Source organism: Subtercola sp. YIM 133946, from assembly GCF_036553535.1.
Lineage (GTDB): Bacteria > Actinomycetota > Actinomycetes > Actinomycetales > Microbacteriaceae > Subtercola.
On the sequence record NZ_JAZHPE010000026.1, the window covers coordinates 1 to 12,315 of the forward strand.

At 69.8% G+C, this 12,315-nt stretch carries 11 protein-coding genes; 6 read left to right on the forward strand and 5 right to left on the reverse strand.

Annotated features, from left to right (window positions below; translation table 11 throughout):
• Positions 1-160: 160 nt before the first annotated feature.
• The 4 genes from V3W46_RS09815 to V3W46_RS09830 all read right to left on the reverse strand — a co-directional run bounded on the left by V3W46_RS09815 (position 161) and on the right by V3W46_RS09830 (position 4,982).
• Positions 161-1,108, reverse strand: a complete 948-nt coding sequence (locus V3W46_RS09815) for a MurR/RpiR family transcriptional regulator (RefSeq protein WP_331782927.1) — start codon at positions 1,106-1,108, stop codon at positions 161-163.
• A gap of 43 nt (positions 1,109-1,151) precedes the next feature.
• Positions 1,152-2,510, reverse strand: coding sequence for an allantoate amidohydrolase (locus V3W46_RS09820; protein ID WP_331782928.1), 1,359 nt, complete (start codon positions 2,508-2,510; stop codon positions 1,152-1,154).
• Positions 2,507-3,724 carry a pyridoxal-phosphate-dependent aminotransferase family protein gene (locus V3W46_RS09825; RefSeq protein ID WP_331782929.1) on the reverse strand — a complete coding sequence of 406 codons (1,218 nt, stop codon included), beginning with the start codon at positions 3,722-3,724 and terminating at the stop codon, positions 2,507-2,509. The genes V3W46_RS09820 and V3W46_RS09825 overlap by 4 nt, the downstream gene beginning before the upstream one ends.
• 175 nt (positions 3,725-3,899) lie before the next feature.
• The gene (locus tag V3W46_RS09830) at positions 3,900-4,982 is read right to left on the reverse strand and encodes an acetamidase/formamidase family protein (RefSeq protein ID WP_331782930.1); all 1,083 of its coding nucleotides are present in this window, start codon (positions 4,980-4,982) and stop codon (positions 3,900-3,902) included.
• 79 nt (positions 4,983-5,061) lie between these two features.
• Here V3W46_RS09830 and V3W46_RS09835 point away from each other — a divergent pair, with 79 nt between their 5' ends.
• On the forward strand, positions 5,062-5,850 hold the full coding sequence (locus tag V3W46_RS09835) for a YoaK family protein (protein ID WP_331782931.1): 789 nt from the start codon (positions 5,062-5,064) through the stop codon (positions 5,848-5,850).
• A 56-nt stretch (positions 5,851-5,906) separates the two neighbouring features.
• On the opposite strand, the gene V3W46_RS09840 is transcribed toward V3W46_RS09835, so the two are convergent.
• Positions 5,907-6,593 carry a phosphonatase-like hydrolase gene (locus tag V3W46_RS09840; protein WP_331782932.1) on the reverse strand — a complete coding sequence of 229 codons (687 nt, stop codon included), beginning with the start codon at positions 6,591-6,593 and terminating at the stop codon, positions 5,907-5,909.
• 150 nt (positions 6,594-6,743) lie between these two features.
• Here V3W46_RS09840 and V3W46_RS09845 point away from each other — a divergent pair, with 150 nt between their 5' ends.
• The 5 genes from V3W46_RS09845 (at position 6,744) to V3W46_RS09865 (ending at position 12,315) form a co-directional block, all read left to right on the forward strand.
• A complete protein-coding gene (locus tag V3W46_RS09845; protein WP_331782933.1) occupies positions 6,744-7,985 on the forward strand; it encodes a TIGR03364 family FAD-dependent oxidoreductase in 1,242 nt (413 codons plus the stop codon).
• Positions 7,986-8,268: 283 nt separating this feature from the next.
• The gene (locus tag V3W46_RS09850; protein ID WP_331782934.1) at positions 8,269-9,408 is read left to right on the forward strand and encodes an ABC transporter substrate-binding protein; all 1,140 of its coding nucleotides are present in this window, start codon (positions 8,269-8,271) and stop codon (positions 9,406-9,408) included.
• Between the two features lie 5 nt (positions 9,409-9,413).
• On the forward strand, positions 9,414-10,340 hold the full coding sequence (locus V3W46_RS09855; protein WP_331782935.1) for an ABC transporter permease: 927 nt from the start codon (positions 9,414-9,416) through the stop codon (positions 10,338-10,340).
• Positions 10,337-11,203, forward strand: a complete 867-nt coding sequence (locus V3W46_RS09860; RefSeq protein WP_331782936.1) for an ABC transporter permease — start codon at positions 10,337-10,339, stop codon at positions 11,201-11,203. Before V3W46_RS09855 ends, V3W46_RS09860 begins: the two co-directional genes overlap by 4 nt.
• Positions 11,200-12,315 (forward strand): ABC transporter ATP-binding protein, encoded by a 1,116-nt coding sequence (locus V3W46_RS09865; RefSeq protein ID WP_331782937.1) that lies wholly within the window; start codon positions 11,200-11,202, stop codon positions 12,313-12,315. Before V3W46_RS09860 ends, V3W46_RS09865 begins: the two co-directional genes overlap by 4 nt.

Consider the following 12,315-nt stretch of genomic DNA (forward strand, 5'->3'; position numbering starts at 1 on the left):
GGTGATCGAGGTGACTTGCGACTCCGGGAGGTCACGACGACGGCAGATGGTGGTCGAGCTGACTACTCGACTCCCAGAGGTCGCGACAACGGCAGATGGTGGTCGAGATGACTACTCGACTCCCAGAGGTCGCGACAACGTCAGATGGTGGTCGAGGTGATTACTCGAGTTCGTGGAGGTCGCCGTAGAGGCGGTTGATGGTGGAGATGCGGGTGCGGGTGTCGCGGGAGGCGATAGCGAGGGTCTCGCTGGCGAGGAGGGCGACCAGGCTGTTGGCGGCGGCGTAGCTGTCGAGGACGGTGACGCTGTCGACCGGGCAGCTGAGCCAGACGGCAGCGTGCGGGGCGTACCGGGCGGCGGAGGAGTCGCCGATGAGCACGAGGGGTATGTCGAGCTGCCGTGCGGCATCCACTATTCGGGTGAAGCCGTGGGGGCGGCGGCGGAATCCGATGATGACGACGACGTCGTCGGGGCCGAGGCCGGCGAGCTCTTCGCCGATCGACTGGGCGGGCTGGGGGGCGAGCCTGACGTCGTCGAGGCCCTGGATGAGCTGCTGGCGCAGGTGCAGGGCGACGGGGTACGAGTTGCGCAGGCCGACGACGACCACCCGGCGGCCACCGGCGAGAAGGGCGGCCGCGGCGTCGAGTCGGCCGTCGGTGACGGCCTCGAGGGCGCGGTGGATGTTCGAGCGCTCCTGTTCGAGGTGGGCCTCGAGGGCGGCGGCACGGCGGTCGAGACGGGGGGCTGAATCGGGATCGGGATCGGATGAGCCGAGGGTGATGCCGCCGAGCGGAACGCCTTCGTTGCGGAGGGCGCGGGCGTGGTCGCGCACCTCCTGGGCGTCGGTGAAGCCGAGGCTGCGGAAGAGGCGGCTGACGGTGGCCTTCGAGACTCCGCTGAGGCGGGCGAGTTCGGCGGCGTTGTAGACGGCGAGGTCGGCGAGGTGGTCGAGGATGAAGTCGGCGGCGCGCTGCTCCTGCGGGGTGAGGTCGGCGTAGGAGTCGTCGATGCGCTGACCGATGGGGGCCGGCGAACCGGCCTGCGGGGCGGCGGTCATCCAGACGCCTGCCGTGATCGAGCAGAGGATTGCGCGGGGTGCAGACTGCACCCACGCCGACTCTCTCGTCGCTTGAGGGGGTGGCGGCACGAGGTCATGGCGCGGTGGGAGCAGGGAACGGGGTGGCGGCGGCCAGGAAGAGTACGGCCTGCTCGAAGGCGTCGGTGGCGGCGGCGACGTCGGCGGCCTCGACGTGCTCGTCGGGGTGATGACTGACGCCGCCGCGACAGCGGATGAACAGCATGGCGATGGGCGTGACATCGGCCACCGCCATGCCATCGTGCCCGGCGCGGCTGAGAAGGAGGTCGGGGTCGTCGTTGCCGGTGCTGGCGATGCCGGCGGCGATGGCTTCGCGCAGGCGAGGATTGCACACGACGGCGGGGGCGTTGTGGGTCTGCCGAACGCTGAAGGTGAGGTCGCGTCCCTGGCAGATGGCGGCGATGTTGGCGTTGATCTCAGACCAGGTCTGGTCGCGCTCGTCGTCGAACTCACCGCGCAGGTCGAGGCTGAGTTCGACGCGGCCGGGGATGACGTTCACGGCGTTCGGGAACACCTCGAGGTGGCCGACCGTGGCGATGAGGCCGGCGTGGCGGGCGATGGTCTCGATCATGGTGACGATCTCTGCGGCGCCGGCGAGGGCATCCTTTCGCCGGTAGAAGGGGGTGCCGGAGTGGCCGGCGTGGCCGTTGATCGTGATGGCGAAGCGTCGGGCGCCGGCGATCGTGGAGACGATACCGAGTGCCCGGGAGGCCTCTTCGAGGTACGGGCCCTGCTCGATGTGCGCCTCGAGGTAGCCGATGAGCGACTCGGGGGTGCGGGCGGCGTCGGTCAGGCGGGCGGGGTCGAGACCGAAGGCGGTGTAGGCGTCGCGCAGGGTGACGCCGTTCTCGTCGGTGAGGTCGAGCCAGGTGTCGTCGAAGGTTCCGGCGAGGGCGCGGCTGCCGAGCAGGGCGCGGCCGAAACGGGTGCCCTCCTCGTCGCCGAACGCGACGACCTCGACGGCGAACGGCAGGCGGAGGCCCGCGGAGGTGATGCGGTCGACGACGGCGATGGCGGTCAGCACTCCGAGAATGCCGTCGTAGCGCCCGGCCGAGGGCACGGTGTCGAGGTGCGAGCCGAGAAGCAGCGCGGGCAGGCCGGGCGTGACGCCCTCGAGGCGGCCGCACTGGTTGCCGGCGGCGTCTTGCCAGGTGGTCATGCCGGCCTCGCGCATCCAGGTGGCCGCGAGGGCATTGACGGCGCGGTGTTCGTCGGTGAGATAGACGCGCCGGATGAGGCCGTCGGGCAGGGTGCTGTAGGCGGCCAGCTCGTCGCAGCGGGCGAGGAGGGAGAGGGCGCTGGTGCGGTCGGTGACCTCGGGTGAGAGGGCGGAAGCGCGAGACGGCGTGGCGGCCGGCGGGGGCGCCGCGGGTGACGGCGTGCCGGGTGACGGCGTGGCGGGGGCGTCGGTCACAGGGCGACGCTCGCGGCGAAGTCGGCCTCGACGGCGGCGTCGGCATAGAAGTCGTAGGCCGCGCCCACTCCCCCGCCGGCGGTGGCCGGCGCGCCGGCGCGGCGCAGCACCTGCTCGAGGGCGGCGAGTGTGGTGAGCACGGTGTCTTTACGCGCGTTGTAGCCCATCGTGCCGATGCGCCAGACCTTGCCGTGCAGGGGGCCGAACGAGGTTCCGATCTCGATGCCGAAGTCGTCGAGCAGCTCGCCCCGAACGGCGTCGCCCGAGACGCCGTCGGGGATGTACACCGCCGTGACGTTGTTCATCTGGTGCGACTCGTCGCCGAAGATGCGCAGGCCGAGGCCGCGGAGGCCTTCGAGCATGGCGCCGCCGTGCATCCGGTGCCGCTCGACAGCCATGTCGATTCCCTCGTCGACGAGGAGGCGGGCGCATTCGCGGGCGCCGTAGAGCATGGTGGTGGCCTCGGTGTGGTGGTTGAGACGCTTCGGTCCCCAGTAGTCGAAGATCATCGAGAGGTCGAAGTAGTTCGACCGGATGGGTGACGCAGACACCTCGTCGCCCTCTGAGCGGATGCCCGCCTCGATGCTCTTGCGCGAATCGATGAGGTCGACGGCACGGGGCGAGAAGGTCGCGGGGGCCGAACCCGAAGGCCCGCCGAGGCACTTCTGCAGGCCGGCCGTGACCGCGTCGAGCCCCCAGGCGTCGGTCTCGAAGGTGTTGCCGCCGAGCGAGGCCGTGACGTCGGTGTAGAAGATGACGTCGTGCTCGCGGCAGATCGCGCCGAGTTCGTCGAGCGGCTGGGCCATGGTGGTGGAGGTGTCGCCGTGCACGACGGCGAGGATCTTGGGGCGCGTCTCGACGATGGCCCGCTCGATCTGTTCGGGGGTGAACACCGTGCCCCACTCGGCCTCGATGACGTGCACCTCGGCCTGGCAGCGTTCGGCGATCTCGCGCAGCAGGTGCCCGAACCGGCCGAAGACGGGCACGAGAACGCGGTCGCCCGGCTCGATCATGCTCACCAGAGCCGCCTCGATGCCAGCGCGTGACGTGCCGTCGACCAGCACGGTCTGCTCGTTGGCGGTCTGGAAGACCTCGCGGTAGAGCCCCATCGTCTCGGTCATGTAGGCCGTCATCGCCGGGTCGTACTGACCGACCAGCTGCGCCGACATCGCTCGGAGCACGCGCGGGTCGGCGTTGATCGGGCCGGGGCCCATGAGCAGACGGGCGGGCGGGTTGATGGGCTGGCTGGCGATGAGAGGGCTCCTTGGGCGGCTACCGGATGATCTGATTCATGTGTTTCAGAGATCTAGTATATGCAACAGGTGTTTCAGGGGTGTAACGGTTTCGATACGCGGCTGCGCCGCTGCTCAACCGGCGAGGGCGGCGGGGTCAGGTGAAGTCGGCGACCCGGATGCGCGCGTGCACGCCCTTCACGATGTCGACGACCTGCGAGATGTTGAAGTCGGTCGCCGCGCTGAGGTAGGCGTACGCCAGGTGGGAGTCCATCTGGTAGCGGGCGCCGAGCAGCGAGATCGCGGCGCGAACGCAGTGCTGCACGGCCTCGTCGAGGTCGACGCTCATGCCGGTCGGCACGAGGAACTCGCGGGTCTCGGCGAGCGGGCCGACGAGCCGGCCGAACTGCTGCAGGGCATCCGCCTGGGTGACGACCTCGAACCTGATCGTGACGCGCAGGGAGGCTTCCATGGCCGTGAGGGCGACCTCGCCGTCGCCCTGGGCGAAGTGCGGATCACCGACGTAGGCGAGGGCACCTTCGACCTGCACGGGAAGGTAGAGCGAGGTGCCCGCGGTGAGCAGGTTGATGTCGATGTTGCCGCCGTGCGGGCCCGGCGGAACGGAGTGCGGGCGGGTGTCGCCGGAGACGGCGACGCCCATGATGCCGAGGAAGGGAGCGAGAGGAAAGCGCACCGACCGGGGGCCGCCGGCGACGAGGGGCAGGGTGCCGACGCGGCGCCCATCGGGGTCTTCGTCGACCGCCGCGAACGCGCTCACCGTCTCGAGGCCGACCGGGAATTCGCCGGGCAGGGCGCCGCGCCCGTGCCTGTTCGAGATGACACCGTAGGGCACGCGGGGCAGCGCCTCGACGAGGGTCATCTTGAGCAGGTCGCCGGGCAGGGCACCGCGAACACGGATGGGGCCGGTGACGACGTGCGGGCCGTCGGAGGCCCTGTCGCGCGGGTAGTCGGAGGCAGCGAGCGCCACCGCGTCGTCGAGCACCGCGTCGCCGTCGACGCCGTGCCCGCCGAAGTAACGCCGCGGGTCGCGGCCCTGGTCTTCGAGGATGCCCTCGTGGCTCAGGGTGTCGATCGTGACTTCGGCGCCCGAATCGACCTCGAGAACGGCGCTGTCGGCGGCGCAGGGCAGGCGCCCCCAGAGAACGTTGCGGCCGGTGGCGGGCAGATAGTGTTGGGAGCGGATCGCGCCGGCGCCCGGCTGGAGTGGATCAAGGATCATGTCAGATCTGCCTTCCGGTCTGCCTCGTGGTTCTGCACACGCCCACCGTTCTGAGAGTACCGTGACAAAGGATTCGCCCGTGCTTCGACGACTCAGCAGCAACACCGACAACCTGCACCTCGGCCTGATGCTCGCCCTCACCTTCTCGACGGGTGTGGTCGACGCGGTGGGCTACCTCGGGCTCGACCGCGTGTTCACGGGCAACATGACCGGCAACGTGGTGATTCTCGGTATGGCCCTGGCCGGGGCGGACGGGTTGCCCATCGTCGGGCCGGTGGTGGCGCTGCTCAGCTTCATGCTCGGGGCCGTGATCGCGGGCCGGGTGCTGCGGCCGGTGAAAGACGGCTGGACCCACCGCAGCACGGGACTGCTGACCACGGTCGCGGTGATCATGGTGGCGCTGGCGGTCACGCTGCTCATCTACGGCGCCACTCCCCCGCAGCCGCAGGAGTACGTCGTCACGATGTTCCTCGCCATCGGCATGGGCATGCAGGCCGGCACCGCCCGCCACCTCGGGGTGAAAGACGTGACGACGGTGGTCGTGACCTCGACGATCACCGGCTTCGCCGCCGACTCGCGGCTCGCGGGCGGCAAGGGGCAGCCGTGGTTTCGGCGGGGCGCCGCCATCGTGCTGATCGCGGCAGGTGCCGGGGTGGGCGCGCTGCTGCTGCGGCTCGGGCTCGGCTGGGGGGTGTCGCTGACGGCGCTGATCACGGTGGCGGTGGCGGTGCTCGGTCACGTGGGGGCGTCGACGGCGAAGAAGCAGGCCGCCGAGGTCGAGGCGCCGGTGGGTGGTGGGCCGGTGGGTGGTGGGCCGGTGGGTGACGGGCCGGGGAGCGGCCCGTCAGGCGGGTCGACGGCCGGCTGAGCCGGGTGACCTCGCAGAGTCGGCCGGGAGTGGTCGGCGGTCGGCGGTCGCGGTTGTCAGACGGCGAACTCAGGTAGCGTCAGAAGGGCCGCCGCGCTGTCGATGATGTGGCGGTGAGGATGCCCGGCCAGTCCAGCTCGCGTCAGGCCCCCGGTCAGCACGCCGACGCCGCAGACCCCTGCGTTGTGCGCGGCGATCAGGTCGACCGCCGTGTCGCCCACGGCCATCACCGCGGCGACGTCGGTCACGCCGGTCAGCTCCATGGCGTGGTGGATCAGGTACGGAGCGGGGCGGCCCTGCCGAACATCCGTCGTCGTCACGACCGCGTCGAGCAGGTGCTCGGGCCCCTGCCCCGCGCTCCAGCCGAGCGACTCGAGCAGCGGCTCGGCGACCTCGGCCGAGAATCCGGTGGTCAGCGCGATCGCGACACCGCGCGCGGCGAGCTCGCGCAGCAGCTCTTCGACGCCGGGAAGCGGCACCGGCGGATGCCCGCGGTACGCCTCGGCGAGCAACTGCCGGAAACGCGCGAAGGTCTGGTCGACGAGCGCCGCAGCGGGCTCGACTCCGCCGAGCTGCAGCAGTGCGGTGATCGCGGCGACCTTATCGGTGCCCATCCACTGCTGCAGGCTGTCGTCGGCGACGGTCGCACCGGCCTCGGTGACCGAGTCGGCGAGCGCCAGGTAGACGAGACCGTGGTCGTCGATGGTGGTTCCGGCCATGTCGAAGGCGACGAGTTCGATCATTGTGCAGTGTGCCTCTCTGCGATGGCTGAGGCCCGCGCCACATCATCAGAGCAGGGTCAGTTGAACACGACATGAATGCTGAGTGGCGGGATGCCCGCCAGGCGTCACCCGGCTTGACGAACGTTCGGCGACGAACCAATCTCGGGAATCGTGACTACCGTTCCCGTGATCGCCGAGTGCGACGTTCTCATAGTCGGAGCCGGAATCGTCGGGCTCGCGCACGCCGCCGAGGCGCAGCGGCGCGGCCTCTCGGTGGTGATCGTCGAGCGCGACAGCCGGGCGGTCGGCGCCTCGGTGCGCAACTTCGGGCACTGCTGCATCACCGCACAGACGGGTGAGCTGCTCGAGCTGGCACACCTCGCCCGGGAGCGCTGGCTGCACTTCGGTGGCCGGGCCGGGTTCTTCGCGGTCTCGTCGGGGGCGATGGCCATCGCCCGCAGCCCCGAAGAGCTCGCGGTGCTCGACGAGCTGGCCGCCTCACGCGAGCCGGGCGAGGTGCGGATGGTACGGGCATCCGAAGCCCTCGACCTGCTCGATGCGCCGGGCGACGTGGGGTCGGCTGCCGCATCGGCGCGCGGTGGGTCGGGGTCTGCTCCGGCAGCGGTACCGGGTGGGTCTGGGGCGGCGGGCGGTGCCGGCCCGGCGCGGCCGTGGCCTGCACCCATTCTCGGCGGGGCGGTGCTGCGCGACGACCTGCGGGTCGATCCGCGGGAGGCCGTCGCCGCGCTGGCCGGCTGGCTGGCGGCACAGCCGGGCGTGCGGTTGTTCTGGCGCACCGCGTTTCTGGGCGGGGCCGACGGGATGCTGCACACGTCGCGCGGCGACATCCGGGCTGCGCGCACGATCGTCTGCACCGGGCACGACCTCGATCAGCTGTATCCCGAGCTCGCCGAGCACCACGGCGTCGAACGGTGTGCGCTGCAGATGGCGCGCATCGAGGCTCCGGGGGGCCGGCGCATCGCCCCGGCGGTGCTGACCGGCACGTCGATGCTGCGTTACCCGGCCTTCGCCGAGACGACGACGGCGGCCGCGCTGGGTGCCGCGATGCGCAGCACACGGCCCGACCTCATCGGCATCGGCGCGAACGTGATGTTCACGCAGCGGCCCGACGGCACGATCATCGCCGGCGACAGCCACCGGTACGACGCCACGATCGACCCCTTTCTCGACGAGGGCACCACCGACACGTTGCTCGAGGCGGTCGCCGAGGTGCTCGGCACGCACGAGCTGCGGGTGCTCGAGCGGTGGCAGGGGGTGTATGCGTCGAGTGCGCAGCAGCACTACCTCGTGGCCGAGGCGGCGCCCGGCGTGACGGCGGTCACCATCACCTCGGGCGTCGGAATGACGATCTCGTTCGGGGTGGCGACGCGAACCTTCGACGCGCTGGGCTGAGCCGAGTCGCCTCTCGCGGCGAAGCGGGCGGCGAGACCGCGACCGCGCTCGAGGGCGTGCTGCCGCGGAACGTACACCGGGCGGGTGAACGCCGGGGGCATGGCGGGTGCCGGATGCGTGACGCGGCAGGGCAGTAGACGGGAGGGGTTCGCCTGGCGTTCATGAAAGGCTCCCTCACCGGCCACCGAGGCGAGCGACCATCAGGTGATCGCAACCCGGCGACATGAATCGTTCACCCAGCCCTAGGGCGAACGGCCGTGCGGTCGACCAGGAGGACACCCCAGTGAACAGCAGACGACTCATCGCGGGCGCGGCTCTCATCGCCGCCACCGCCCTCACGCTCACCGCGTGCGCAGGATCGAGCACGCCGTCGAGCACGGCAGAGACCAGCGCGAAGACGGCCACGAGCGCCGCAGACCTCGGCGGCATCGACGCGCTCGTCGCGGCCGCGAACGCCGAAGGCCAGCTCAACGTCATCACCCTTCCGCCGTCATGGGCCAACTACGGCGCCATCATCTCGGGGTTCGAGGCGAAGTACCCGAACATCAAGATCAACTCGGCCAACCCCGACGGGTCGAGCGCCGACGAGGTGGCCGCCGCCAAGGCGCAGAAGGGCCAGTCGACGGCACCCGACGTCTTCGACATCGGCACCGCGGTGCTGCAGCAGAACCTCGACCTGGTCGCACCCTACAAGGTGGCGAACTGGGCCGATCTGCCGGCCGACTACAAAGACTCAGGCGGCAAGTGGTACTACGACTACACCGGCCTGATGTCGGTCGGCTACGACTCGAAGGTGATCACCACTGCGCCGACATCGATCACCGACCTGCTGGGTTCGGCGTACAGCGGAAAGGTCGCCATCAAGGGCGACCCGACGCAGGCGAACGAGGCGGCCAGCGCGGTGTACCTCGCGGCCCTGCAGAACGGCGGCAGCGCCGACAACATCCAGCCCGGAATCGACTTCTTCCACTCGTTGAAGCAGGCGGGCAACTTCCTCGCCGTCACGCCCACGCAGGCCACGGTCGCCTCGGGTGAGACTCCCGTCGTCATCCAGTGGAGCTACAACAACCTCGCCTGGGGCGCGGCCGGAGGAACCAGCGGAAACCCCGACTACAAGACCGTCGTTCTGCCGGGCACCGCCCTCGGCAGCTACTACAACCAGGCCATCAGCGTCGACGCACCGCACCCCGCGGCCGCCCGGCTCTGGGAGGAGTACATCTACAGCCCCGAGGTGCAGAACCTGTACCTCGCCTCGGGCGCCTACCCGGCGACGCTGACCGCCATGCAGACGGCCGGCACGGTCGACAAGACGGTTCTCAGCACCGTCGGCGAGCCGCCGGCGAGCTTCGTGCAGCTGACCGCCGACCAGGCGACCGCAGCAGCGGGCCTGCTCAAGTCGGGCTGGGCAGCGGCGATCGGCTGATGAGCATGACCACCACCGTCGTCGCGCCTGTGGCGCCGACCGACACCGCACGCGGCGCCGAGGTTCCTCCTCGGCGCCGCGTGGCGGCGTGGGTCGGCCTGGTTCCCTTCGGGGCGTACGTCGTTCTGTTTCTTGCCATCCCCGCGGTGCTCGCGATCGCCAGCGGGTTCTTCGACGGTGACGGCGCGTTCACGTTCGCGAACTTCTCGGCGTACACGAACCCGACCATCCTGCAGAACTTCTTCGCCTCCATCTGGATCTCGGCACTGACGGCGGTGCTCGGTGCCATCGGCGGCGCGCTCATCTGCTTCGCTCTGCTCGGCACCCGGCCCGAACGGATGCTGCGTTCCACCGTCGACTCGGCCAGCAGTGTGCTGGCGCAGTTCGGCGGCGTGATGCTCGCGTTCGCGTTCATCGCGACGATCGGCGCCCAGGGGGTGCTGACCAAGTGGCTCGTGTCGCTGGGCTTCACCACGAACATATTCAACAACTTCAACGGCGGGGGGCCGCTTCTCTACCAGATCCCCGGCCTGGTCATCCCGTACCTGTACTTTCAGATTCCCCTGATGGTGCTGTCGTTCATGCCGGCGATGGAGGGCCTGAAGTCGACCTGGGCCGAGGCCAACGCCACACTCGGCGGCACCCGCCTGACCTACTGGACGCGCATCGGCGTGCCGATTCTCGCGCCGGCCTTCTTCGGCAGCCTGATTCTGCTGTTCGCCAACGCCTTTTCGTCGTACGCCACGGCGGCCGCTCTCATCTCGCAGGGCGGCATCATCCCCCTCGCGATCAGGCAGCAGCTGACCAGCGAGACCATCGTGGGCGTGGCGAACGTCGCGGGCGTTCTGGCGCTCGGGATGGTCGTGGTGATGATCGTCTTGATGACGGCGTACTCGGCGCTGCAGCGTCGCGCGTCGCGGTGGCGCCGATGAGCGCGCCCGTGGAGGCCCCGCGCCTCGCCGCGACCCGGCCCGGCCCAGCGCAGAAGACACCGCGGTACGCGGCCGCGCCGTCGAGGCTGACCCGCGGGATCATCCTCGGCGTCACCGCCGTGGTCTTTCTCGTGCCGATTCTGGCGATGATCGAGTTCTCGCTCCGGCAGGGCCAGACCGGAGCCTACGGTCTCGAGCACTACGTGTCGATCTTCACGGCCGGGCAGGCGGGCACCTACGACGTGCTCTTCCAGGGCATCCTGAACTCGATCGGCATCTGCGTCGTCACGGTGCTGATCGTGCTCGTGCTGCTTCTGCCGACGATGATTCTGGTCGAGCTGAAGTACCCGAGGCTGCGCGGTGTTCTCGAATTCGTGTGCATCATTCCGATCACCATTCCGTCGATCGTGCTGGTCGTCGGTTTCATTCCCGTGTACTCGGTGGTCGCACGCATCTTCGGCAGCAATCCATGGACCCTCGCCTTCGCCGTCGGCATCATCGTTCTGCCGTATGCCTACCGGCCGATCGCGTCGAACCTGGCCGCGGTCGAGGTCGTCACGCTCGGCGAGGCAGCCCGGTCGCTCGGCGCGAGCTGGGGCCAGGTGCTCTGGCGGGTGATTCTGCCGAACCTCCGGCCGGGCATCCTGTCGGCCTGCTTCATCACGATCGCGGTAGTGCTCGGCGAGTACACGATCGCATCGTTTCTCAGCCAGAACACTTTTCAGACGGCACTCGTGCTCGTTCAACACACCGACCCGTACGTCGCCGTCATCTTCGCGGTGTTCGCGCTGGTCTTCGCATTCGTTCTACTACTCATCATCGGCCGGCTCGGCAGCCTGGGCCGCAATCGGAGGGCCGCATGAAGGCACAGGTCTCAGCATCAACCACGAAAGCCGGCCGGCCCGCGCGCGCGGCCCGGTCGGGGGCTGCGCCGACGGGACTCGCCCGCGAGGGCGCCAGCGTCGAACTGCGCAACGTGGTCAAGTACTACTCGAGCCAGCGGGCGCTCAACGGGGTGAACCTGTCGATGGCGCCCGGCGAATTCGTCGCCCTGCTCGGCCCGTCAGGGTGCGGCAAGACAACCGTGCTGCGCGCCCTCTCAGGCCTCGAGTCGGTCTCTGAGGGCCACATCGAGATCGACGGTACCGACGTCGTGAACACCCCCGTCAACAAGCGCGACATCGGCATGGTCTTTCAGGCCTACTCGCTGTTTCCGCATATGACGGTGACGCAGAACGTCGAGTTCGGCCTGCGCATGCGCCGAGTGGATGCGGCGAGCAGGCGCCGCCGGGCATCCGAAGCCCTCGAGATGGTCGGGCTGGGCAGCTTCGGCGACCGCTTCGCCCACCAGCTGTCGGGTGGGCAGCAGCAGCGGGTGGCGCTGGCACGGGCGCTGGTCACCCGGCCGCGCGTGCTGCTGCTCGACGAGCCCCTCTCGGCGCTCGACGCGAAGGTGCGAGTGCAGTTGCGCGACGAGATCAGGCGCATCCAGACCGAACTCGGCATCACGACGCTCTTCGTGACGCACGACCAGGAGGAGGCGCTCGCCGTCGCCGACCGGGTCGCGGTGATGCGATCAGGCAACATCGAGCAGATCGGCACGCCGGAAGACCTGTACACGCGGCCGGCCACGTCGTTCGTGGCGACCTTCATCGGGTTGAGCAACACCGTGGATGCCCACCTGGTGGGCAGCACGGTACGAGTGCTGAACGCGGCGCTGCCCCTGCTCGGCACCGGGCCGGCGGATGGGCCGGTGACCGCGTACATCAGGCCGGAAGACATCACCTTCGCGACATCGGGCATCGCGGCGACGGTGGTGGCGTCGAGCTTTCTCGGGTCGTTGCGGCGCACGCAGGTGCGGCTCGACAGTGGGGAACTGCTGTTCGTGCAGCACGACGTGCAGCTGCACCCGGCCTCGGGTGAGCGGGTGTTCGTGGTGCTGCGGGGGCGGCCGGTGGCGGTGGATGCGCAGTAG